This window comes from Streptomyces sp. NPDC002513 (assembly GCF_053595355.1).
On record NZ_JBSFXK010000038.1, the window covers coordinates 22,317 to 44,937 of the forward strand.

Consider the following 22,621-nt stretch of genomic DNA (forward strand, 5'->3'; position numbering starts at 1 on the left):
CGGCTCCGGCCTCGCCAAGGGGCTGGCCGTCACCCTGCGCACGATGACGAGGAAGTCGGTCACCGAGCAGTACCCGGAGGCCCAGCCCGCCCTCCCGCCCCGCAGCCGCGGCGTCATCGGTCTGTTCGAGGAGAACTGCACCGTCTGCATGCTGTGTGCCCGCGAGTGCCCGGACTGGTGCATCTACATCGACTCCCACAAGGAGACGGTCCCGCCCGCCGCCCCCGGCGGCCGTGAGCGCAGCCGCAACGTCCTCGACCGCTTCGCCATCGACTTCTCCCTCTGTATGTACTGCGGTATCTGCATCGAGGTCTGCCCCTTCGACGCCCTGTTCTGGTCCCCGGAGTTCGAGTACGCCGAGACCGACATCCGCGACCTCACCCACGAGCGCGACAAGCTCCGAGAGTGGATGTGGACCGTGCCGGCCCCGCCCGCTCTCGACCCGGGCGCCGAGGAGCCCAAGGAGGTCGCCGCCGCCCGCAAGGCCGCCGAGAAGCTGGCCGCGGCCCAGGCCGAGCCCGCCGGTCCGCAGGAAGGAGCGTCGTGAGCCTCGCCTCCGCGACGGCGGCCGCAGCGGTCGCCTCCACACACGGCTTTCTCTCCCCGACCGGCGTGGAAGTCGCCTTCCTCCTCGTCGGCCTCGTCACCTTCGGCGCGGCGCTCGTCACCGTCACCACCCGGCAACTGGTGCACGCCGCGCTGTGGCTCGTGGCGACCCTGGGCGGGCTCGCCATCGAGTACCTCCTGCTCACCGCCGAGTTCATCGCCTGGGTACAGGTCCTCATCTACGTCGGTTCCGTCGTCGTCCTCCTCCTGTTCGGTCTGATGCTCACCAAGGCCCCGATCGGCCGTTCCCCGGACGCCGACTCCGGCAATCACTGGGCCGCCCTCACCGTCGCCGTCGCCGCCGCGGCCGCGCTGGTGTGGGTGGTCGTCGACGCCTTCCGTACGACCTGGATCGACCTCGGCGGCGCCGCCTCCGGCTCCACCAAGGTCACGGGCGCGAGCCTCTTCCAGAACTGGGTCCTCCCCTTCGAGGCCCTCTCCGTCCTCCTCCTCGCCGCCCTGGTCGGGGCGATCGTCCTGTCCCGCAAGGCCAAGGCGAACGCGGCGACCACCACCGCGAGCACCCCGGCCGTCCCGGGCAGCCGGAGCGCGAAGGAAGGCGCCCGCTGATGCATCTCGCCTATCCCGCCGTGCTCTCCGCTCTCCTCTTCTGCGTCGGCCTGTACGGCGTCCTCGCCCGCCGCAACGCGATCCTCGTCCTGATGTCGGTCGAGCTGATGCTCAACGCCGTCAACCTCAACCTCGTCGCCTTCGACGTCTGGCTGAGCAGGGCCGCCCGCGAGACGCTGCACTCCGGCCAGGCCCTGACCCTGTTCACCATCGCCATCGCGGCCGCCGAGATCGGCATCGGCCTGGCGATCGTCCTCGCCGTCTACCGCAACCGCGGCACCTCGGACATCGACCGGCTCCGCGACACCGCCGAGGGCCACGACGGCGACACCCCTGCGGCTGAGAAGACTGAGGCCACCGCGTGACCACGACCACCCTCGCCGTCCTCGTCCCCCTCCTTCCCTTCCTGGGTGCCGCGGCCGGCCTGCTGCTCGGCCGCACGGCCCCCGGCTTCGTCCGTCCCCTCGCCGTCCTGCCCACTCTCGCGTCGCTCGTGCTGGCCGTGCTGGTCGCCGCGCGCCAGGGCGGCGGCACGGCCATCGACGCCGCCACCGAACTCACCCCCACGGGCTCGGTCCCGATCGAACTCGCCCTGCACATCGACGGCTTCGCCGCCCTTGTCGCCGTCCTGGTCGGCGTCGTCGCCACCTGTGTCCAGATCTACTCGACGGGCTATCTGCGCGAGGACCCGCGCTACCCCTCGTACGCCGCGCTCGTCTCCCTGTTTACCTCCGCGATGCTCCTGGTCGTCTACTCGGGCGATCTGATCGTGCTGCTGGTCGGCTGGGAAGTCATGGGCATCTGCTCCTACTTCCTGGTCGGCCACTACTGGGAGACCCCCGAGGCCCGTGCCGCCTCCATCAAGGCCTTCCTGGTCACGAAGCTGGGCGACATCCCCTTCCTCATCGGACTGTTCGCGCTCGGCACCGACGCCGGCTCCTTCCGCATCACCAAGGTCCTCGGCACCGTCGCGAGCGGCGGACTGCACCACCCCACCCTGGTCGCGCTGCTGCTTCTGGCCGGTGTGGCGGGCAAGTCGGCGCAGTTCCCGCTGCACACCTGGCTCCCCGACGCGATGGCGGGCCCCACCCCCGTCTCCGCGCTGATCCACGCGGCGACCATGGTCGCCGCCGGTGTCTACTTCGTCGCCCGACTCCTCCCGGTCTTCGAGGCATCCTCGGCCGCGATGATGGTCCTCGCCCTGATGGCCGCCGTGACGATGACCGGATCGGCGCTCGCCGCGCTCGCCCAGGACGACATCAAACGCGTCCTCGCCTATTCGACGGTCGGTCAACTCGGCTACATGACCGGCGCTCTCGCCGTCGGTGACCGCAGTGCCGCCGTCTTCCACCTCCTGTCGCACGGCGCCTTCAAGGCGCTGCTGTTCCTCGCCGCCGGCGTGATCATCCACTCCGCCGGTACCAACTCGCTGGCCGCCATGTCCCGCATGGGGAACCTGCGGGCCCGCATCCCCGACGCCTACTGGACGATGACCGTGGCGCTGCTGTCACTCGCCGCGATCCCGCCCTTCGCGGGCTTCTTCTCCAAGGAGTCCGTGCTCGGCGCCGCCGAGCATGTCGCCACCGGTCACACCGAGCACGCACCCGGCGCCGCGGGGTGGATCGTCCTCGTCACCGGTCTGGTCACCGCCCTGCTCACCGCCGCCTACGCGACCCGTCTGTGGCTGCTCGCCTTCCGCGGCCACGGCCCCGAGGCCCCCGACCACGGAAAGCAGCCCCTCACCATGAACGCGGTGCTGTGGGTGCTCAGCGTCCCGTCGCTCGGGTTCGGACTCGCCTACGGCGTACTGCCCGGCTGGTTCGACGGCCGCTCCCTCACGCCCGGGCTCACCACCTCCGTGCTCGGCACCGGCCTCGCCCTGACCGGCGGACTCGTGACCTACGGTGCCTGGCGGCACACCACCGCCTTCGCGGCCCGCGTCCCGCTGGGTGCGGTCGCGGCCCACCCCGAGGCGGACGCCGGACTGGTCGAGGCCGAGGCCATCGCCAGCCACACGCCCGCGTACGGAGACGTCGCCTACGCGCCCGACCCGGCGGACCCGGGCCGCCTGTTGCTCGGCCCGCTGCACCGTCACGCGGCGGTCGGCTTCCACCTGGACGCCGTGTACGACGCGCTCTTCGTCCGGCCGGTCAGGGCCGGCGCGAGCCTCGTCAGGTTCCTGGACCGCGAGGTCGTCGAAACCTACGTACGCGGCGCGGGCGCCCTGCCCCGCCTGCTCGGTGCCGCCGTACGACGAGCCCAGACCGGCAATGTGCAGACCTATGTGAGCGCGCTGCTCGCCGGCACCGTCCTCCTGGCGGTGGCCGCCCTCCTCGTCGCCACGGGAGTGTGAGCAGACGTGATCGATATCAGCGAGTCCGTGATGCAGTTCCTTCTGGCGTTCATCGTCGTCGCGCCGCTCATCGGCGCCCTCGCCGCTCTCCTGCCGGCCCCGCCCGGGCTGAAGGGGAAGTCGCCCGAGCAGGCCGTGCTGCGGCACGGTGTCACCGTCACCGGCGCCGTCCTCGTCGCCGCGATCGTCCTCTCGCTCGGCTTCGACCATGACCACGCGTCGAAGATGCAGGCCACGACGGACATCAGCTGGATCCCCGCCCTCGACGTGCGGATCCACCTCGGCATCGACGGCATCTCCCTCCCCCTTCTGGTGCTGACCGCGCTGCTGACCTTCCTCTGCGCGCTCTACTCGTATTTCAACCTGCCCGCGGGCCCGTCCCCGAAGGCCTTCGTCGCCCTGCTGCTCGTCCTCGAGTCCGGCACCCTCGCCACCTTCGCCGTTCTCGACCTGCTGCTGTTCTTCCTCGCGTTCGAGATGGTCCTCATCCCGATGTACTTCCTCATCGCCCGCTGGGGCGGTGAGGGGAGGACCCAGGCCGCGTGGCGGTTCATCCTCTTCACGCTGCTCGGCTCCGTCGTCATGCTGCTCGGCCTGCTTCTGATCGGACTCAAGGCAGGCACGTTCGACATGGTGGCACTCGCCACTGACAACGGCCGGTCACTCACCATATCCGTGCAGGTCATCGCCGTTCTGGCGATCGGCATCGGGCTCGCGGTCAAGACGCCGATGTGGCCGCTGCACAGCTGGCTGCCCGACGCCCACACCGCGGCACCGACCGTCGGCTCGGTCCTGCTGGCCGGTGTGCTGCTGAAGATGGGCACGTACGGGTTCGTGCGCATCCTCCTGCCGGTCGCGCCGGAGGGGTTCCACACCTTCGCGCCCTACCTCGCCGCCCTCGCCGTCATCGGGATCATCTACGGATCCCTGGCCTGCCTCGCCCTCGCCAAGCGGGGCGCGAAAGGCGACCTCAAGCGGCTCATCGCCTACTCCTCCGTCGGCCACATGGGCTTCGTGCTGCTCGGCATCGCGACCACCACCCCGACCGGAGTGAACGGCGCGCTGTTCGCCAACATCGCCCACGGCCTCATCACCGGCCTGCTCTTCTTCCTCGTCGGCGCGCTGAAGGACCGCACGGGCACCACCGATCTCGACACCCTCGCCGAGGAGACCGGCGCCGCCCTCTACGGCAAGGCGCCCCGCCTCGGCGGCCTGCTCGCCTTCGGCGCCGTAGCCTCGCTCGGCCTGCCGGGTCTGGCCGGATTCTGGGGCGAGATGCTCGCCATGTTCGGCGCCTTCAAACCCGCCGCGGGCCTCAGCCGCCCGGCCTTCCTCACCTTCCTGGCCATCGCCGTGTTCGGCACCCTGCTCACCGCCGCGTACATGCTCATCGTGGTACGACGGGTGTGCATGGGCGCCGTACCGCAGGAGGCCCCGCGCCTCGCCGACGTCCGCACCTACGAATTCGCGGCCTGGACGCCGCTCGTCGTCCTCACCGTCGTCGCCGGCCTATGGCCCAGGGCCCTCCTCGGCCTGACCGACCCGGCCGTGCAGCAGCTCCTCGCAGGAGGCACCCGATGAGCTCCCTCGTCCAGTCCGTCGACTGGTTGGCGATCGCGCCGCCCACCATCGCGGCGGTCGTCGGACTCGTCGTCCTCGTCGCCGACCTCTTCCTCGACGAGCGGAGAAAGGCCCTGCTCGGCTGGGTCTCCGTCGCGGGACTCGCCGTGGCGGCCCTCATGCTGCTGCCCCTCCTGGACGGCGACCGCGCCACCTTCTGCCTGACGGGCGATCCGCACCTGTGCAGCTACACGGCGGACCGTTTCACCCTGATCATCCAGCTCCTCGTCCTCCTCGGTGCGCTCCTCGCGGCCCTGCTGTCCGTCACCTCCCTGAAGGACGCCCGGAAGGAAGTACCCGAAGGGGAGTTCTGGTTCCTGCTGCTCTCCTCCTCCGCCGGAGCCGCCCTGCTGCCCGCCTCCCGCGACCTGGCGACCCTCATCGTCGCCCTGGAGGTCGCGTCCCTGCCGGCGTTCGCCCTCGTCGGCATCCGGTACGGCGACAGGAGGTCCTCCGAAGCGGCCCTGAAGTTCTTCCTGTCGTCCGTGACCGCGACCGCGGTGAGCCTCATGGGCATCAGCTTCGTGTACGCGTCCACGGGCACCCTGTACCTCGCCCGGATCGCTGACCGGATCCAGCACGTGGATGGTCAGCTGCACACCCTCGCCCAGGCGGGCGTCGTCCTCACCCTCGTCGGCTTCGCCTTCAAGACGGCCGCCGTCCCGTTCCACTTCTGGGTGCCCGACACCTATGTGGGCGCGCCCCTGCCGGTCGCCGCCTATCTGTCCGTCGTCGGCAAGGCGGTCGGTTTCTCCGGCCTGATCCTCATCACCGTCGTGGCCCTCCCGTCGTACGCCGACGTCTGGGGCCCGGCCCTCGCCGCGCTGGCGGCCCTGACCATGACCGTCGGCAACGTCGGCGCCCTGCGGCAGCAGGCCACGCGCGCGTACAGCGCCGTACGCCTGCTCGCCTGGTCCTCCGTCGGCCAGGCGGGATACCTCCTGGTGCCGATCGCCGCGGCGGCCTACTCCAGGAACGCCCAGAAGTCGATCGGCTCCACCGTGGCGTACGCCCTCATGTACGGGGCGGTGAACCTCGGCGCCTTCGCCGTGGCCGCGCTCGTCGGCCGGACCAGAGCCCTGAACCGGATCACCGACTACCGCGGTCTGTACACGTCCCACCCCCTCGCCGCGCTGCTGCTGGCGTTCTTCCTGCTCTGCCTGGCAGGCCTCCCGCCGGGCATCATCGGCCTCTTCGCGAAGGTCACCGTGTTCTCCGCGGCCGTCGACGCCGGGCTCGGCTGGCTCGCCGTGGTCATGGCCGTGAACGTGGTGATCGCCCTCTTCTACTACCTCCAGTGGACGGCCCTGCTCTTCCGGGCCCCCGAGGGAGAGCCGGAGAAGCACCGCGTCCCGGCCCCGCTCACGGCCGCCATCGCGCTGACCGCCGTCCTGAGCATCGCCCTGTCCGGAGCGCCGGAACTGGTGCTCCGCTTCTCGGCCACCGCCCTCTTCTGACCTACGCCCTCACGTGCGGGCGCCCGAGACCCGGCACGCGCGCGTGAGGCCGCCGCCTCACCCGGACGGCCTACGCGTCCCGGTGCCCGCACAAGGGAACTCGTGCTCCCCGCCTGGCGTTGACCAGTGCAGGAGGGTCCACTGAGAAGTGGAGTCAGCAGTATCCGCAGACAAAGGGTTCCCCTGCCGCACCACTTGGAGGGCGTACCGTGCACCGCCGGCACAACGGGCTCAGGACCGCCGTACTCCTCGGGGGACTGTCCGCACTCATCATCGTCATCGGCAGCTTCTTCGGGCGTACGGGCCTGATCGTCGCGGTCCTCGTGGCGATCGGCACCAACGCCTACGCGTACTGGAACAGCGACAAACTGGCTCTACGCGCGATGCGTGCGCGCCCGGTGAGCGAATTCGAGGCCCCGGGGCTCTACCGCATGGTCCGTGAGCTCTCCAACCAGGCCCGCCAGCCCATGCCCCGGCTCTATATCTCGCCGACGGAGGCGCCGAACGCGTTCGCGACGGGCCGCAATCCGCGCAACGCGGCCGTGTGCTGCACCGAAGGCATCCTGCGCATCCTCGACGAGCGTGAACTGCGCGGTGTCATCGGGCACGAGCTGAGCCATGTCTACAACCGCGACATCCTGATCTCGTCGGTCGCCGGCGCTCTCGCCTCCGTGATCATGTTCCTGGTGAACTTCGCCTGGCTGATCCCCGTCGGCCGCTCGGACGACGACGAGGGCCCCGGCCTCCTCGGCCTGCTCCTGATCATGATCCTGGGCCCGCTCGCGGCGACCGTCATCCAGCTCGCCATCAGCCGCTCCAGGGAGTACCAGGCGGATGCCTCCGGCGCCCAGCTGACCGGCGACCCCCTCGCGCTCGCAAGCGCCCTGCGCAAGCTCGACGCGGGGACCAGGCAGCTCCCGCTGCCGCCGGAGCCGCGCATCGAGACCGCGAGCCACATGATGATCGCGAACCCCTTCCGCCCGGGCCAGGGACTCTCCAGGATGTTCTCCACGCACCCGCCGATGGCGGAGCGCATCGCTCGCCTCGAGCAGATGGCAGGCCGCCACCGTTGAAGGCACTCCTGAACAGCGAGTCAGCGCCCGCCGAACTCCTGATCCGTGGGTACGACCTCTCGCCCCAAAGGCATGAGTGAGAGGGGGATGAGCTTCAGGTTCGCCCATCCGAAGGGGATGCCGATGATCGACAGGAACAGAGGGATGCTCGTGATCAGGTGTCCCAGCGCCAGCCACCACCCCGCGAAGATCACCCAGATCACGTTGCCGATGAACGACCCTGCTCCGGCGTCTGGCCGATCCACAGTGGTCCGGCCGAACGGCCACAGGACGAATCCGGCGATGCGCAGCGAAGCGATGCCGAACGGGATGGTGATGATCAAGACGAAGCAGATCAGCGCAGCGATCAGATAACCGATCGCCATCCAGAAGCCGCAGAAGACGAGCCACAGGATGTTGAGCAGCAGGTTGAACACCTTCATGATCGGCACCTCTCCAGGTCGCTCGGCCGGTACAGCCTGCTGCCACAAGTATCAGTTGATCATGCGTTCAGGCGGAACCGCGGCGCTCTTGTAGCGCGATCGGGGACGTTCCGAGACGATCTCGTTCGGGATCAGCCACTTCAGCTCATCCGGTCTCGCTGCTGCCGCTCGGCCGTGAAATCGTGGGCACCGACGAGCCCTTCGCGACGCGCTGACGGGCAGCGCGGCGGGCTGCCGGGCCTCCGCCCGGCCGGCGCCGGAAGGCCGCCGGTCCGTCGGCGGCCCGGGGGCGCGCAGTGGCGGGCGGGGTTTTCCACAGGCCGCCCGATTGTCAGTGACGCCCTGCATCATGAATTCATGACCGAGATCGAGCAGTTGCTGGACAAGGTGGCGGAGCAGGCCCGCAACACCCGCCCGTGGGGCTGGCCTTCGCTGCCCGCGCCCGTCGAGAAGGCCGCACTCGCCCGTGCCGAGGAGGCCCTGGGCTTTTCCCTGCCGCCGCTGCTCGCCGAGTTGTATCTGCGGATAGGGGACGGCGGATTCGGCCCCGGGTACGGCCTGTTGCCCCTGCTCGACAGCTCTCCGTCCAGTGAGCCGGCCGCCGTCCCTCAGTACCTCGCCAACCGCGAGAGTGGCCGCAAGGACCCCGAGTGGCCCTGGCCCGAGGGCATCCTGCCGATATCCCACTGGGGCTGCGGAATGTACGCGTGCGTGGACTGCCGCGCTCCGCAGGGCACGGTCCTGCTGTACGAGCCGAACGCCGACGAGGCCGACCACGCCTGGTACGTGGACGCCCCCGGCCTCACGGAGTGGCTCCAGACCTGGCTCGACGGCACGGGCTGGTACGAGGAGTCCCACGACGGCGCGGACCCGGCCCCGTGGCCGGACTTCCCGATACGCACGGGCGCCCCGCGGGCGGCGTAACCGGGCGCCCCCGCACCCCACCGCCGGAGGCTTCCGCCATCGCTGGTGGGTCCCGCCGTCGCGGGAGCCTCCTTACCGCCGGGGGCCCGCGTCACCGCTGTAGGTCCAGCAACCACCAGAGGCTCTCGCCACTGCCGGGAACTCCCGCACCGGCCGGGCAGCGCCTCCAACGCGCCGATGGCTACCGCCCGGCACCCCACCGCCGTACGCCGTACACCATCACGCCCAGCAGCAGCACCCCCGCGCCCACACCCACCGACACGGCGGGCAGCGCGAAGGCCAACGTCACGCAGCCGATGAGCCCGACAGCCGGTACGACGCGCGAAGCCGGCGCCGGACTCAGTGTCCACGCGGACGCGTTGGCGATCGCGTAGTACGCCAGGACCCCGAAGGAGGAGAAACCGATCGCGCCCCGGACGTCCACCGTCGCGGCGAGCGCGGCCACGACGGCACCCACGGCCAGCTCGGCCCGGTGCGGTACCTGCAAGCGTGGGTGCACGGTCGCCAGAGCGCCCGGCAGATGCCGGTCCCGGGCCATGGCCAGTGTCGTCCGTGAGACACCCAGGATGAGCGCCAGCAGCGAGCCCAGCGCGGCCACCGCGGCGCCCACCCGGACCACCGGGACGAGGCCGGGCACGCCCGCCGCCCGCACCGCGTCCGCCAGCGGCGCCGCCGCATGTCCCAGCCCCTGTGGACCGAGCACGGAAAGGACGGCGACTGCCACCGCCGCGTACACCACCAGCGCCATGCCCAGCGCCAGGGGGATCGCGCGCCGGATGGTGCGCTCCGGATGCCGGACCTCCTCGCTGAGGGTGGCGATCCGCGCGTATCCCGCGAACGCGAAGAAGAGCAGCCCGGCCGCTTGCAGCACCCCGGCGGCGCCGCCCGAGCGGCCCACGTCGAGCCGCGACGCGTCGGCCGCCCCGGACCCGAGACACACGACGACCACGGAGGCGAGGACGGCCAGGACCAGCGCCACGATCACCCGCGTCAGCAGAGCCGACTTCTGCATGCCGCCGTAGTTCACGGCGGTGAGCGCCACCACGGCCGCCACCGCAACCGCGTGTGCCTGCCCCGGCCAGACGTATGCGCCCACGGTGAGTGCCATGGCCGCGCAGGACGCGGTCTTCCCGACGACGAACGACCAGCCCGCCAGATACCCCCAGAACGCGCCGAGCCTCTCCCGCCCGTAGACGTAGGTGCCGCCCGAGGCGGGATACAGGGCGGCCAGCCGTGCCGAGGATGTCGCGTTGCAGTAGGCGACCACGGCCGCGACCGCCAGCCCGAGCAGCAGCCCGGACCCGGCCGCGCGCGCCGCCGGGGCGAGGGCTGCGAAGATCCCGGCCCCGACCATCGACCCCAGACCGATGACGACGGCGTCACCGAGCCCGAGGGTCCTGCGCAATCCCACGCTATCGGGCTGTCGCGCCCCCGACTGTGTCATGGGCCGCACCCTATTGGCCCGCAACCGCCGACGGTCCGGCGACGTCCTCCCCGATGACACACACGGCCGCAGAAAAAGCGCGACCAGCAGCATCAAGTGGCGACGTCAACGCATGCATACGGCCTGGCCGGAGCAAGAGCACAGCACAGGCACAGCGTGGAGAGGCAGGTTCAGGGCATGAGCATCGTCGGCTGGATCATTCTGGGACTGTTGGCGGGCGCCATCGCGAAGTTCCTGCTGCCGGGCAAGGACCCCGGCGGCTTCATCGGCACGACCCTCATCGGGATCGCGGGTGCGTTCATCGGGGGCTGGATCTCCGCCCGCTGGCTCCACCACCCGATCACCAAGCACTTCTACGACGGCACGACCTGGGCGGCCGCGGTCGGCGGCTCCCTGGTGTTGCTGATCATCTACCGCGTTCTGTTCGGCGACTCACGGCGCTGACCACACTCCTGAAGACGCAGCCGACTGCGGGGAAGGGTGGGCACCTCGGCACCGGGGCACCCACCCTTCCCCGTATCGGACGACGGGCCGTACAGGCCTACCGGTAGTTCACGAACTGCAGCGCGAAGTCGAAGTCCTTGCCCTTCAGCAGGGCGATCACGGTCTGCAGGTCGTCGCGGCTCTTCGAGCTGACGCGCAGTTCGTCGCCCTGCACCTGCGCCTTGACGCCCTTCGGGCCCTCGTCGCGGATGATCTTCGCCACTTTCTTCGCGTTCTCCTGGGAGATGCCCTCCTCGATCGACGCGAAGATCTTGTACTCCTTGCCGGAGAGCTGCGGTTCACCGGTGTCCAGGGACTTCAGGGAGACGCCGCGCTTGACCAGCTTCGACTCGAAGACGTCGAGGATGGCCTTCACCCGGTCCTCGGAGTTGGCCTGCATCAGGATCTTGTCGCCGGACCAGGCGATCGAGGCACCGACGTTCTTGAAGTCGTAGCGCTGCGAGATCTCCTTGGCGGCCTGGTTGAGGGCGTTGTCGACCTCCTGCCGCTCGACCTTCGAGACGATGTCGAAACTGGAGTCGGCCATGTCCTGTGGCTCCTTGTATCGGGATGGATCGGGGTGCGTATCGGCGTGCGGGAGCGCGGCCGCCTGGCCCGGCTTCAATCCGGGCCGCATCCGCTTAAGCCTAGTCATCCCGTCCCGCTCAGGCTGCCGATCTATGGGGTGGCGAAGCACCCCTACGCATCGGGTATCGTTTACGTCGTTGCCAGGGAGCACCGCGGAAAAGCGGCTCCCCGGCGGCAATCCCCGGCGGTGTGCCCGAGCGGCCAAAGGGAGCAGACTGTAAATCTGCCGGCTTCGCCTTCCCAGGTTCGAATCCTGGCGCCGCCACACGGGAACAAGGGCCCTGTGACCTGCGTGAACAGCAGGTCACAGGGCCCTTGTCGTACCCCTGGGTGCTCAGTGGGCTGTCCCACGCTGTCTCCCGTTCGAATGCCCCGTCTCGGTGTGCGCGGACGGAGCGTGGACGGGATTTCTGGCCTGTCACCCGGCCCGCCTGAGGCGGGCAGAGATCTTGGCGTTCGCCGCCTCGTCTCCGTCCTTGAGGAACTTGGCGTACATCTGGAAGAGCACCGCCACACTGTGGCCGGCGCGCTCTGCCACGAGCTGAGGCTCGACCCCAGAGCTGAGCCAGGTGGACACCGCAGCGTGGCGAAGGTCATACGGGCGCTTGGCCAACACCGAGTCGAACTCTCCTGGAGTCAGGGCCCGTGACCGGGCCTCTGCCCAGACCTCCCCATAGCCGGTGTCCTGCACCAGCCCACCCTTCCTCGGGCGGTTCCTGGTCGCGTCGGCTCACGTGGAACGCCCAGCCGTAGAGGGCAGTGCGTACAGTCCTCGCGTCGGCCATGCCCTTGGTGTCCCGTACGAGGACGGGAGTCACCGTGGCCATCGCTTCCGCAAGCGTCCGGCGCGTCGAGCCGGGGGAGTGCGTCCACTTCATCTCGATGTACTCACGGGCGTGCTGGTACCAACTCACGTCGGTTCGCTCCCGGAGTTCCGCGAGCGGCAGCCCGGTTTCTTCGTCGAACGGCTCGCCGGCATGGGCGGCCCGCAGCAACTCCGAGGCCGAAGCGGAGATGACTACGATCTCCCCAACCCCGACGAGACTGATGCCCGTACGCCCTCCGTTCTGCGTCCTCTGACGGGTCGCGTCATGCAGACCGTCCCCACCCCAGAGCTGCCATCGCTCCGCCGTCCGTCCCGCCTTCCCAGTCGGCGGCGAAGGCCTTGGGCGGGCCGGGTCAGCGGCCCCGCTCCCGACAGCCATGTCACCCGAATGGCGCAACATGACGTGCCACCCACATGGGTGAGGATCACGCTGACTAGTGCCCCAATGGAGGCAATCCATGAAAGGGGAACCAAATGCGCATGCGACGAATCCTCGCCGCCGTCATCGCCACGGCAGCCCTCGCCGGACTCGGCCTCACAGGCGCCGCCACCGCCACCGCCGCCCCCGCACAGGTCGGCCCTAACCAGTGCATTGACGGCGGCGGAACGCCCCGGATCGACTTGCCGGGCAACCCCTGCGTGGGCGGTAAGTACGACGGGCAGTCGGTCGACTAAACCCCACAAGGCGCCCCGAAGCCACGCGCCGCGGGGCGCTCCCGCGCAAGCGTAGCCGGGAGAGTCGCAGGGACTGTGCCGACCCGTCGGACGCCCTAGACGCCACCCGATCCCGGCCTCAGTCTGAGGCCGGGATCGGGTGGCAAGTCGAGGGAGCCCACGCAGCAACAAGGTTCCGCCAGAACGCGAGGGCGACGCTTCCGGGCGCATCGTGGGGCACGTGTGGGGCACGGAGCGGCGCACTGCGGGAACGGTCAGCTCAGCGCGGAGTGATCGCGCGGTCTGTAGATCTGCCGGCTTCACCTTCCCAGGTTCGAATCCTGGCGCCGCCACACTGGGGTTTCTTCGTGGGGCATGCATTTCGGTGTGATGGCAGATGGTGGGTGGCGCTGCCGGGCGGTGGGCGCGACATCGGGAGACCATCGGGGACACCGTGGTCCGCGAGGTTCGGGAGGAGGCCGGGATCGAGGTGGAGGTCGCCGGGCTCAGCGGGATCTACACCGATCCGGGACACGACATGCGGTACGACGACGGAGAGGTCCGCCGGCAGCTCAGTCCCTGCTTCCGGGCGCGCCCGGTCGGCGGGCAACTGCGCACCAGCTCCGAGGCGACGCAGGTCCGCTGGGCCGACCCGGCGGATCTCGAGGGTCTGGACGTGCACCCCACCAGGCGGCTGCGGAGCGAGCACGCGCTGGACGGGGGCCGGGGTGCGTCCTCCATCGGCTGATCCACCCGGGCGGGTTCTCGTACGCTGAGAGCATGTCGTCGCCCCGCAGGAGTTGTCCCGAGTGCCATCGGGAAATCGCCGTCGTCGCGGGGCGGTTCGCGCGGCACGATCCGCCGGGGGCGCACGCCGACGGGACGCTCGTCTCGTGCCCCGGGTCCCGTCGGCTCGCGCAGGCCGCCGCCGCCCAGCCCGCCCTGGACGGCTACGTCGTACCGGAGTTCCCAGGTCAGCTGCCGCTCTTCTGAGACGCCAAGAGACGCCAAGAGACGCCAAGAGACGCCAAGAGACGCCAAGAGACGCCAAGAGACGCCAAGAGACGTCTGAGCGCTGCGCGGAGTGGCTGACGCCTTGTCAGCCGGCGCTTGCGTTCGCTCAGTTGCCCGCCACGGATTTCACCGCGACCGACACAGGGGTCGAGCCGCCGATCAGTTCCAGGGTCAGACCGGCCGTCGCGGGCGTGTCGACGAGTTCCGCGAGGACCGCCGCCACGTCGTCGCGCGGGATCGCGCCGCGACCGGTGTGGGCCTCCAGGCGCACGAGGCCCTTGCCGGCGTCGTTCGTCAGGGAACCGGGGCGCAGGATCGTCCAGTCCAGCGACTTGTGGGCGCGTACGTACGCGTCGGCCTCGCCCTTGGCCCGCAGATACACGTCGAAGACCTCGTCGCCCTGGTGCTCCGGGTCCGCGCCCATCGAGGAGACGATGACGAAGCGGCGTACGCCCGCCCGTTCCGCCGCGTCCGCGAACTTGATCGCCGCATCCCGGTCCACCGTGAACTTGCGCTCCGCGCCGCTGCCCGGACCGGCACCCGCCGCGAAGACGGCCGCGTCGGCCCCCTCCAGGTGCCCGGCGACCTCCTCGGCCGGTGCCGACTCCAGGTCGCAGACGATCGATTCGGCGCCGGCCGCCCGTAGATCGTCGGCCTGTTCCGCGCGGCGGACGACTCCCGCGACCTCGTCACCGCGCGCGGCGAGCAACCGCTCCAGCCGCAGCGCGATCTGACCATGACCACCAGCGATGACAATGCGCATGTTTCCGACCGTACGCCCGCAGGAGCGCCTTTGCCGCACCGACCTCACGCGGCGCTCGAGATCGGCGTTCGCCCGCGGCGCGCGAGCGGCGTACGGGCATCGGCCGCTCCGCGTGACCCGTTCGCCGCGGCGGCGCCCGGTGGTCACGACGGCTGGCCGCGTCCCTGGCGCGGCAGGTCCAGCGCCACCGCCGCCGAGCCGCAGTACTCCCGCACCGCGCTCGTACGAGCGACCACGCGCCCCCGGTGCACCACGATCCGGCTGTACGCGAGCGACAGCGCCCCCGCCAGCCGCTCGCCGCGTACGGCGAGCAACTCCGCCGGGAAGCCCGCTTCGACCCGTACCTGCGGCAGCCCGAGCGCGGCCCGCGCCGACGCGCTCACCATGGCGTACGCCTCATCGGGACGCAGTCCGTACCGCGACGCCAGCAGATACGCGGCCTCCAGGGGGTCCCCCCGACCCACCGGGTTCGACACGTCCCTGAGCGCCCCGCTGCCCGCCGCCACCCGCACCCCGGCCGACCGCAGCAGCCGTACCGGAGCGGTGTCGCGCCGGTCGGCGCCGCCGCAGCCGCCCTGGGGCAGACAGACCACCGTCACCCCGGCGGCGGCGAGCCGGTCCGCGGCCCGGGCGGCCGTCCCCGCGGAAAGCCGCCCCAGACCGCCGCACGGGCCCAGCGCCACCCCGGGGCGCAGCCCGCCCGCCATTGCCGCGATCCGGACGAGACGTGCCGGTTCGTCGGCGTCCGTGTGCAGGTCGACCGGACAGCCGTACTCGGAGGCCAGTTCGAGGACGGTCTCCACATACCCCGTCGGATCGGGGTCCGTGTCCGGGCAGCCGCCCACCACCGCCGCGCCCATCTTGACCGCGTCCCGCAGCAGCGCCAGCCCGTTCGCCCCGGCGGCGCCGGTCAGCACCCGCGGCATCGCCACCGTCGTCAGCTCGGCGAGCCCGCTCAGTGAGCGCCGCGCCCGCAGGACCGCCGCCAGCCCCTCCAGCCCCTGGATGTCACCGATGCGTACGTGGGAGCGCAGCGCCGTGGCGCCGTGTCCGAGCTGGAGGAGCGCGGCCTCGGTGGCACGGCGCTGGACCTCCTCGGGTTGGTGCGACACCGGCCCGTCGCCGTCCGCGGACAGCGCCGTGTCCCCGTGCGCGTGAGGCTCGGCGGGGGCCGGCAGGAGCAGATAGCCGCGCAGGTCGACACGGGTGCCGGCCGCCCCCGAGGCCAGGCTGCCCGCGGTGCCGACGGCCTCGATGCGCCCGCCGCCCAGCCGCACGTCCACCGTCCGCCCGTCGGTGAGCCGCGCTCCGCAGAGCAGGAGGGGGTTCGCGTCGGCCGGTCCCGACGGCGAGGGCGAGGAGTGGGGCGGCTGCGGTCGGCTGTCGGGCATCGCGCTCCTGTGGCTCGGGGCGGCTGTGCACCGGGGGCAAGATCACGGAGAGTGAGTCGAGCCTAGGGTGACGACCCGGCCGGGACGGGGAGGAGCGCAATAGTCGTACCGGTGTGGTGCTTGCCGTCGCGGGGGTCAAGGGGCCGCGGAGGGAGGCCGTGCAATGGATTTGGGCGAACGGCGGGCGACCGTGTAATGTCTTCCTCGCTCGCCCCAATAGCTCAGTCGGCAGAGCGTCTCCATGGTAAGGAGAAGGTCAACGGTTCGATTCCGTTTTGGGGCTCTGGTGTGAGAGGTTCCCGCCGCAAGGCGGGGCCCGATCGCATCACAGCGGTGTAGCTCAGTCGGTAGAGCAAGCGGCTCATAATCGCTGTGTCACCGGTTCAAGTCCGGTCACCGCTACTCACAGTAGCCGATTGCGGGGTCGGTCCTTCGATCGGCTACTCTTTCTTGCGTTAATTCGTCCATCCGTTCGTCAAGGAGCACTCACGTGGCTGCCACCGACGTCCGCCCGAAGATCACGCTGGCCTGCGTGGAGTGCAAGGAGCGGAACTACATCACCAAGAAGAACCGGCGTAACAACCCGGATCGTCTTGAACTGAAGAAGTACTGCCCCCGCTGCAACTCGCACACCCCGCACCGCGAGACGCGATAAATTCAGGCTTGTAAGCGAGGCCGTCCCCAGAGTCAGGGGGACGGCCTCGCCGCGTTACGGCTGCCGGAACCGCGGATCACGTCGAGCGGGCGCCACAATGGGCCGCATCGGCTCGTCGGCCGCACCGGCCGACGAAGACCGACCGCAGGCGCCCGTGACGGCGACGGCGGCCTCGATGAGGCCGGATCCGGCAGAACAACCAGGAGGTGCCGAGCCATGGCGCTCGACCAGTCCTTCGTGGGGCGGTCCTACCCGCCCACCGACCCCTACGAGGTGGGCCGGGAGAAGATCCGCGAGTTCGCGGAGGCGATCGGGGACGCCAACCCGGCCTATACCGACCCGGAAGCCGCCAAGGAACTCGGTCACTGCGATGTGATCGCTCCGCCGACCTTCGTCTTCTCGATCACGTTCAAGGCCGCGGGCCAGGTCGTCCAGGACCCCCAGCTCGGCCTCGACTACAGCCGGGTCGTACACGGCGACCAGAAGTTCGCCTACGCCCGTCCGGTGCGTGCCGGCGACCGGCTGAGCGTGATCTCGACCATCGAGTCGATCAAGTCGATGGCAGGCAACGACGTCCTGGACATCCGTGGCGAGGTGCGCGACGAGGCCGGCGAGCTCGTGGTGACCGCCTGGACCAAGCTCGTGGCCCGGGCGGCGGAAGAGGAGGCACGAGGGGTATGACCGCGAAGATCGCGTACGACGCCGTCGAGGTCGGCACCGAACTGCCGGCGCAGTCCTTCCCCGTCACCCGCGCCACGCTCGTGCAGTACGCCGGAGCCTCCGGGGACTTCAACCCCATCCACTGGAACGAGAAGTTCGCCAAGGAGGTGGGCCTGCCGGACGTCATCGCGCACGGCATGTTCACCATGGCCGAGGCCGCCCGTGTGGTGACCGACTGGGTGGGCGACCCGGGCGCGGTCGTCGAGTACGGGGTCCGCTTCACCCGGCCCGTCGTCGTCCCCGACGATGACCAGGGCGCTCTCATCGAGGTCAGCGGCAAGGTCGCGGCCAAGCTCGACGACCAGACCGTCCGCGTCGACCTCACGGCGACGAGCGCGGGCCAGAAGGTGCTGGGCATGTCCCGGGCGGTCGTACGACTGGCATGAGGGCTGTCACCAAGGTCACCGACGCCTGACGCGCGGCTCGCGGATCGCGGCGCCTGACGGGCTGAGGGGCTGACGTCCGACGAACTGAGGCCACGCCTTCCGGCGGTCCGGCGGAGCACCGCCGGACCGCCGGGCGGTCTGCCGGACCTGCCCGTTCCGGCCTTCCGTGACCGACGGCGCGGGGCCGTGCACGGGTGTGTCGGGGCTGTCGGTGCCGTCTCGTAGTCTTGGCGGGTGCAGGAACTCCATGACGCCCCGCTCGCCCCGCTGACCACCCTCCGGCTGGGTGGCCCCGCGACCCGCCTGATCACCGCCACCACGGACGCCGAGGTGATCGCCGCCGTCCGCGAGGCCGACGACTCCGGCACCCCGCTGCTGCTGATCGGCGGCGGATCCAACCTGGTCATCGGAGACAAGGGCTTCGACGGCACCGCCCTGCGCATCGCCACGAAGGGCTTCTCCCTCGACGGTACGGCGCTGGAGCTGGCCGCCGGCGAGGTGTGGACCGACGCGGTCGCCCGCACCGTCGAGGCCGGACTCGCCGGGATCGAGTGCCTTGCCGGAATCCCTGGTTCCGCGGGTGCGACCCCGATCCAGAACGTGGGCGCGTACGGCCAGGAGGTCTCCTCCACGATCACCGAGGTGATCGCCTACGACCGCACGGCGGGTGAGACGGTCACGCTGACGAACGCCGAGTGCGCGTTCTCGTACCGCCACAGCCGCTTCAAGACCGACCCCGAGCGCTATGTCGTCCTGCGCGTCCGCTTCGCACTGGAGGACGCGCAGGGGCTGTCGGGGCCGGTCAAGTACGCCGAGACGGCCCGCGCCCTCGGTGTCGGGCCGGGTGAGCGCGTGCCGCTGGCCGCCGCCCGCGAGACCGTTCTGAAGCTGCGTGCGGGGAAGGGCATGGTGCTGGATCCCGAGGACCACGACACCTGGTCGGCGGGCTCCTTCTTCACCAACCCGATCCTCACGGACGAGGAGTTCGCCGCCTTCCACGCCCGTGTGAAGGGGCGCCTGGGCGAGAACGCGGAGCCGCCCGCGTACGCGGCGGGCGACGGCCACACCAAGACCTCCGCGGCCTGGCTCATCGACAAGGCGGGCTTCACCAAGGGCTACGGCACCGGGCCCGCCCGTATCTCCACCAAGCACACGCTGGCCCTCACCAACCGCGGCGCCGCGACCACCGAGGACCTGCTGGCCCTGGCCCGCGAGGTCGTCGCCGGCGTCCGCGAGGCCTTCGGGATCACGCTGGTCAACGAGCCGGTCACGGTGGGCGTGAACCTCTGAGGCGCCCCGGCCGGCCCTGGCGGTCCCACCAGCCCTGATGGGTCACCAGCCCCGGTAGGCCTCCCAGCAGACACCCCCCTGCTGTACGACCGTCCAGTCCGCGCGCTGCGGGCCGGTTCGGCCTCCGTCTCCCTCATGACCGGACGGCGAGCCCCCGGCGACCGGACGCCCGGCGGCCGGGGCGAGGCCCCTCGTCACCGCGTCGCGCCGCGCCCCCTCAGGCCTCCGTCAGGCCCCCGGTCCCGCCAGCCACGCGTCCACCCCCGCCAGCAGCCTCGCCTTCTCGTCCTCGGGTGCCGCGGACGCGCGCAGCGACTGCCGTGCCAGTTCCGCCAGTTCCGCGTCCGTGAAGCCGTGGTCGCGGCGGGCGATCTCGTACTGGGCCGCGAGGCGCGAGCCGAACAGCAGCGGGTCGTCCGCGCCCAGCGCCATCGGGACGCCCGCGTCGAACAGCTTCCGCAGGGGGACGTCCTCGGGCTTCTCGTAGACGCCCAGCGCGACATTGGACGCGGGGCACACCTCGCAGGTCACCCCGCGGTCCGCCAGGCGCTTCAGCAGCCGTGGGTCCTCCGCCGCGCGCACCCCGTGGCCCACCCGGTCGGCGTGCAGGTCGTCGAGGCAGTCGCGCACCGACGACGGGCCCGTCAGCTCGCCGCCGTGCGGGGCCGAGAGCAGCCCGCCGTCGCGGGCGATGGCGAAGGCGCGGTCGAAGTCCCGGGCCATGCCCCGGCGTTCGTCGTTCGACAGGCCGAAGCCCACCACGCCGCGGTCCCGGTAGCGCACCGCCAGGCGTGCCAGGGTGCGGGCGTCCAGGGGGTGCTTCATCCGGTTCGCGGCGACCAGGACGCGCATCCCGAGGCCGGTCTCCCGCACCGCCGAGTCCACCGCGTCCAGGATGATCTCCAGCGCCGGGATCAGACCGCCCAGGCGCGGGGCGTACGACGTGGGGTCGACCTGGATCTCCAGCCACCTCGACCCGTCCCTGATGTCCTCCTCCGCGGCCTCCCGCACCAGCCGCCGGATGTCCTCCGGCTCCCGCAGGCACGAGCGGGCCGCGTCGTACAACCGCTGGAAGCGGAACCAGCCCCGCTCGTCCGTCGCCCGCAGCCGGGGCGGCTCCCCGCTGACCAGCGCCTCGGTCAGGGCCTCGGGCAGCCGTACGCCGTACTTGTCGGCGAGTTCCAGCAGGGTGGCGGGCCGCATCGACCCGGTGAAGTGCAGATGGAGGTGGGCCTTCGGCAGCTCAGAGACATCACGTACGTGCTCCATCCCAAGATCCTGCCGTACGTTCCGGGCGTCCCGGTAGCGGTTTCCCCGGACGTGGTCTTGCTCGCACAAACGAAGGGGGCGCAGAGGGTGGATCCCCCCTGCGCCCCCCTTGAGGCGTGCGTGCCGCGCGACGTCAGTCCCGGGCCTCCGCCAGCAGCTTCTGGATCCGGCTCACGCCCTCGACCAGGTCCTCGTCACCGAGGGCGTAGGACAGCCGCAGATAGCCGGGGGTGCCGAAGGCCTCGCCCGGGACGACCGCGACCTCGGCCTCCTCCAGGATCAGGGCGGCCAGCTCCACGCTGGTCTGCGGACGCCTGCCGCGGATCTCCTTGCCGAGCAGCGCCTTCACGGACGGGTACGCGTAGAACGCGCCCTCCGGCTCGGGGCAGACCACGCCGTCGATCTCGTTCAGCATCCGCACGACGGTCCTGCGGCGCCGGTCGAAGGCCTCGCGCATCGTCGCGACCGCCTCCAGGTCGCCCGACACGGCCGCCAGGGCCGCCACCTGCGCGACGTTCGACACATTGGACGTGGCGTGCGACTGCAGGTTCGTCGCGGCCTTCACCACGTCCTTGGGGCCGATGATCCAGCCCACGCGCCAGCCCGTCATCGCGTACGTCTTGGCGACGCCGTTGACCACGATGCACTTGTCGCGCAGCTCGGGGAGCAGGGCCGGCAGGGACACGGAGACCGCGTCGCCGTAGACCAGGTGCTCGTAGATCTCGTCGGTCAGCACCCACAGGCCGTGCTCCACGGCCCAGCGGCCGATGGCCTCGGTCTCGGACTCGGAGTACACCGCGCCGGTGGGGTTGGACGGGGAGACGAAGAGCACGACCTTCGTCCTCTCCGTGCGCGCCGCCTCCAGTTGCTCGACGGAGACGCGGTAGCCGGTCGTCTCGTCCGCCACGACCTCCACCGGGACACCGCCGGCCAGCCGGATCGACTCCGGGTACGTCGTCCAGTACGGCGCCGGGACGATCACCTCGTCGCCCGGGTCGAGGAGCGCGGCGAAGGCCTCGTAGATGGCCTGCTTGCCGCCGTTGGTGACCAGTACCTGCGAGGCGTCCACCTCGTAGCCGGAGTCGCGCAGCGTCTTCGCGACGATCGCGTTCTTCAGCTCGGGCAGGCCGCCGGCCGGCGTGTAGCGGTGGTACTTCGGGTTCTTGCAGGCCTCGATGGCCGCCTCGACGATGTAGTCCGGCGTCGGGAAGTCGGGCTCGCCGGCGCCGAAGCCGATCACCGGACGCCCGGCGGCCTTGAGGGCCTTGGCCTTGGCGTCCACGGCGAGGGTGGCGGACTCGGAGATCGCGCCGATCCGGGCGGAGATCCGGCGCTCGGTGGGAGGGGTTGCAGCGCTCATGGAACCCATCGTTTCAGACCGGAAACGCCCGTGGCACACCGGTTTCACAGACTGAACCGGAGGGGGCCGACGACCGGACACCAGTCCGGATCCGCGGGGTGGCCTGGACGATCTTCGGCGGACAAAGCCCGTACGGGCGCTTTCTGTTCGACGACCGGCCGCGGACCACGTACACTCTCACCTCGTTGGCCTCCAGCGGCAGCGATCGCGCCGGTGCACACCGAGCACCCGGCCGGATGCGGTACGTTGGGGTACACACAAAGGGTCGTAGCTCAATTGGTAGAGCACTGGTCTCCAAAACCAGCGGTTGGGGGTTCAAGTCCCTCCGGCCCTGCTACACACTCCCCGATCAGGAAGTGTGCGCACAGTACGTACGTATTGCACTCGCCGTGCGGCTCCACCGGGCGCGGCACGGTCACGACCCGGGAATCAGGTGAGGACGAGTGACGGACGCCGTGGGCTCCATCGACATGCCTGACGCCCAGGACGAGCTGCAGGAGTCGAAGAAGAAGTCCCGCAAGGGCGGCAAGCGAGCCAAGAAGGGCCCGCTGAAGCGCCTTGCCCTCTTCTACCGCCAGATCATCGCGGAGCTTCGCAAGGTCGTCTGGCCGACGAGGAACCAGCTGACGTCGTACACCACCGTGGTGATCTTCTTCGTCGCGATCATGATCGCTCTGGTGACTCTGATTGACTATGGGCTCAACCACGCCGCCAAGTACGTCTTCGGCTGAGCCGAGAGCGAAGGACGCCGAG

23 protein-coding genes, 4 tRNA genes and 2 pseudogenes are annotated in these 22,621 nt (G+C 70.6%); 22 read left to right on the forward strand and 7 right to left on the reverse strand.

What is annotated here, in order from left to right:
- Positions 1-43: 43 nt before the first annotated feature.
- The 7 genes from ACWD5Q_RS23280 (at position 44) to htpX (ending at position 7,679) form a co-directional block, all read left to right on the forward strand.
- A complete protein-coding gene (locus ACWD5Q_RS23280) occupies positions 44-547 on the forward strand; it encodes a 4Fe-4S binding protein (protein ID WP_451428998.1) in 504 nt (167 codons plus the stop codon).
- A complete protein-coding gene (locus ACWD5Q_RS23285) occupies positions 544-1,176 on the forward strand; it encodes an NADH-quinone oxidoreductase subunit J family protein (RefSeq protein ID WP_451428953.1) in 633 nt (210 codons plus the stop codon). Before ACWD5Q_RS23280 ends, ACWD5Q_RS23285 begins: the two co-directional genes overlap by 4 nt.
- A complete protein-coding gene (gene nuoK, locus ACWD5Q_RS23290; protein ID WP_451428954.1) occupies positions 1,176-1,541 on the forward strand; it encodes an NADH-quinone oxidoreductase subunit NuoK in 366 nt (121 codons plus the stop codon). The genes ACWD5Q_RS23285 and nuoK overlap by 1 nt, the downstream gene beginning before the upstream one ends.
- Positions 1,538-3,529: an NADH-quinone oxidoreductase subunit 5 family protein gene (locus ACWD5Q_RS23295; protein ID WP_451428955.1), complete on the forward strand. Its 1,992-nt coding sequence runs from the start codon at positions 1,538-1,540 to the stop codon at positions 3,527-3,529. Before nuoK ends, ACWD5Q_RS23295 begins: the two co-directional genes overlap by 4 nt.
- Before the next feature lie 6 nt (positions 3,530-3,535).
- Positions 3,536-5,110, forward strand: coding sequence for an NADH-quinone oxidoreductase subunit M (locus ACWD5Q_RS23300; protein WP_451428956.1), 1,575 nt, complete (start codon positions 3,536-3,538; stop codon positions 5,108-5,110).
- Positions 5,107-6,606 (forward strand): NADH-quinone oxidoreductase subunit N, encoded by a 1,500-nt coding sequence (locus ACWD5Q_RS23305; protein WP_451428957.1) that lies wholly within the window; start codon positions 5,107-5,109, stop codon positions 6,604-6,606. The genes ACWD5Q_RS23300 and ACWD5Q_RS23305 overlap by 4 nt, the downstream gene beginning before the upstream one ends.
- A 209-nt stretch (positions 6,607-6,815) precedes the next feature.
- Positions 6,816-7,679 (forward strand): zinc metalloprotease HtpX, encoded by an 864-nt coding sequence (gene htpX / locus ACWD5Q_RS23310; protein WP_451428958.1) that lies wholly within the window; start codon positions 6,816-6,818, stop codon positions 7,677-7,679.
- Positions 7,680-7,699: 20 nt separating this feature from the next.
- On the opposite strand, the gene ACWD5Q_RS23315 is transcribed toward htpX, so the two are convergent.
- On the reverse strand, positions 7,700-8,101 hold the full coding sequence (locus ACWD5Q_RS23315) for a YccF domain-containing protein (protein ID WP_451428959.1): 402 nt from the start codon (positions 8,099-8,101) through the stop codon (positions 7,700-7,702).
- A gap of 118 nt (positions 8,102-8,219) precedes the next feature.
- Here ACWD5Q_RS23315 and ACWD5Q_RS23320 point away from each other — a divergent pair.
- Positions 8,220-8,316 (forward strand): annotated as a pseudogene (locus tag ACWD5Q_RS23320) (YccF domain-containing protein); the annotation flags it as partial.
- 142 nt (positions 8,317-8,458) lie between these two features.
- Positions 8,459-9,025 carry an SMI1/KNR4 family protein gene (locus ACWD5Q_RS23325; RefSeq protein ID WP_451428960.1) on the forward strand — a complete coding sequence of 189 codons (567 nt, stop codon included), beginning with the start codon at positions 8,459-8,461 and terminating at the stop codon, positions 9,023-9,025.
- A gap of 181 nt (positions 9,026-9,206) precedes the next feature.
- Here ACWD5Q_RS23325 and ACWD5Q_RS23330 read toward each other — a convergent pair whose 3' ends face one another.
- Positions 9,207-10,469, reverse strand: a complete 1,263-nt coding sequence (locus ACWD5Q_RS23330) for an APC family permease (protein WP_451428961.1) — start codon at positions 10,467-10,469, stop codon at positions 9,207-9,209.
- A 177-nt stretch (positions 10,470-10,646) separates the two neighbouring features.
- On the opposite strand from ACWD5Q_RS23330, the gene ACWD5Q_RS23335 reads away from it, so the two are divergent.
- Positions 10,647-10,913: a GlsB/YeaQ/YmgE family stress response membrane protein gene (locus ACWD5Q_RS23335; RefSeq protein ID WP_451428962.1), complete on the forward strand. Its 267-nt coding sequence runs from the start codon at positions 10,647-10,649 to the stop codon at positions 10,911-10,913.
- 97 nt (positions 10,914-11,010) lie between these two features.
- On the opposite strand, the gene ACWD5Q_RS23340 is transcribed toward ACWD5Q_RS23335, so the two are convergent.
- Entirely contained in the window at positions 11,011-11,499 is a 489-nt protein-coding gene (locus tag ACWD5Q_RS23340) for a YajQ family cyclic di-GMP-binding protein (protein ID WP_451428963.1), read from the reverse strand.
- Positions 11,500-11,723: 224 nt separating this feature from the next.
- On the opposite strand from ACWD5Q_RS23340, the gene ACWD5Q_RS23345 reads away from it, so the two are divergent.
- The 4 genes and pseudogenes from ACWD5Q_RS23345 to ACWD5Q_RS23360 all read left to right on the forward strand — a co-directional run bounded on the left by ACWD5Q_RS23345 (position 11,724) and on the right by ACWD5Q_RS23360 (position 14,013).
- Positions 11,724-11,805: transfer RNA gene (locus ACWD5Q_RS23345), tRNA-Tyr, on the forward strand.
- A 1,035-nt stretch (positions 11,806-12,840) separates the two neighbouring features.
- A complete protein-coding gene (locus ACWD5Q_RS23350) occupies positions 12,841-13,041 on the forward strand; it encodes a hypothetical protein (protein WP_451428964.1) in 201 nt (66 codons plus the stop codon).
- 317 nt (positions 13,042-13,358) lie between these two features.
- Positions 13,359-13,768 (forward strand): annotated as a pseudogene (locus ACWD5Q_RS23355) (NUDIX hydrolase).
- Positions 13,769-13,800: 32 nt separating this feature from the next.
- Entirely contained in the window at positions 13,801-14,013 is a 213-nt protein-coding gene (locus ACWD5Q_RS23360) for a hypothetical protein (protein WP_451428965.1), read from the forward strand.
- 127 nt (positions 14,014-14,140) lie between these two features.
- On the opposite strand, the gene ACWD5Q_RS23365 is transcribed toward ACWD5Q_RS23360, so the two are convergent.
- Both ACWD5Q_RS23365 and ACWD5Q_RS23370 read right to left on the reverse strand, forming a co-directional pair.
- Positions 14,141-14,797, reverse strand: coding sequence for an SDR family oxidoreductase (locus ACWD5Q_RS23365; protein WP_451428966.1), 657 nt, complete (start codon positions 14,795-14,797; stop codon positions 14,141-14,143).
- Positions 14,798-14,940: 143 nt separating this feature from the next.
- Complete coding sequence (locus tag ACWD5Q_RS23370) at positions 14,941-16,188, reverse strand: amidohydrolase family protein (protein ID WP_451428967.1); 1,248 nt, start codon at positions 16,186-16,188, stop codon at positions 14,941-14,943.
- A gap of 210 nt (positions 16,189-16,398) precedes the next feature.
- Here ACWD5Q_RS23370 and ACWD5Q_RS23375 point away from each other — a divergent pair.
- The 6 genes from ACWD5Q_RS23375 to ACWD5Q_RS23400 all read left to right on the forward strand — a co-directional run bounded on the left by ACWD5Q_RS23375 (position 16,399) and on the right by ACWD5Q_RS23400 (position 19,239).
- Positions 16,399-16,471: transfer RNA gene (locus ACWD5Q_RS23375), tRNA-Thr, on the forward strand.
- 46 nt (positions 16,472-16,517) lie between these two features.
- Positions 16,518-16,590, forward strand: a tRNA-Met gene (locus ACWD5Q_RS23380).
- An 88-nt stretch (positions 16,591-16,678) separates the two neighbouring features.
- Positions 16,679-16,843, forward strand: coding sequence for a 50S ribosomal protein L33 (gene rpmG / locus ACWD5Q_RS23385; RefSeq protein WP_451428968.1), 165 nt, complete (start codon positions 16,679-16,681; stop codon positions 16,841-16,843).
- Between the two features lie 216 nt (positions 16,844-17,059).
- A complete protein-coding gene (locus ACWD5Q_RS23390; protein WP_451428969.1) occupies positions 17,060-17,524 on the forward strand; it encodes an FAS1-like dehydratase domain-containing protein in 465 nt (154 codons plus the stop codon).
- Complete coding sequence (locus ACWD5Q_RS23395) at positions 17,521-17,949, forward strand: MaoC family dehydratase (protein ID WP_451428970.1); 429 nt, start codon at positions 17,521-17,523, stop codon at positions 17,947-17,949. The genes ACWD5Q_RS23390 and ACWD5Q_RS23395 overlap by 4 nt, the downstream gene beginning before the upstream one ends.
- Positions 17,950-18,183: 234 nt before the next feature.
- Positions 18,184-19,239: a UDP-N-acetylmuramate dehydrogenase gene (locus ACWD5Q_RS23400; RefSeq protein WP_451428971.1), complete on the forward strand. Its 1,056-nt coding sequence runs from the start codon at positions 18,184-18,186 to the stop codon at positions 19,237-19,239.
- Between the two features lie 228 nt (positions 19,240-19,467).
- Here the strand turns inward: ACWD5Q_RS23400 and ACWD5Q_RS23405 are convergent, their stop codons facing one another.
- Complete coding sequence (locus ACWD5Q_RS23405) at positions 19,468-20,508, reverse strand: adenosine deaminase (protein ID WP_451428972.1); 1,041 nt, start codon at positions 20,506-20,508, stop codon at positions 19,468-19,470.
- A 133-nt stretch (positions 20,509-20,641) separates the two neighbouring features.
- Positions 20,642-21,868: a pyridoxal phosphate-dependent aminotransferase gene (locus ACWD5Q_RS23410; protein ID WP_451428973.1), complete on the reverse strand. Its 1,227-nt coding sequence runs from the start codon at positions 21,866-21,868 to the stop codon at positions 20,642-20,644.
- A gap of 261 nt (positions 21,869-22,129) precedes the next feature.
- On the opposite strand from ACWD5Q_RS23410, the gene ACWD5Q_RS23415 reads away from it, so the two are divergent.
- A tRNA-Trp gene (locus ACWD5Q_RS23415) sits at positions 22,130-22,202 on the forward strand.
- Positions 22,203-22,311: 109 nt separating this feature from the next.
- Positions 22,312-22,599: a preprotein translocase subunit SecE gene (secE, locus tag ACWD5Q_RS23420; RefSeq protein ID WP_451428974.1), complete on the forward strand. Its 288-nt coding sequence runs from the start codon at positions 22,312-22,314 to the stop codon at positions 22,597-22,599.
- Positions 22,600-22,621: the final 22 nt, after the last annotated feature.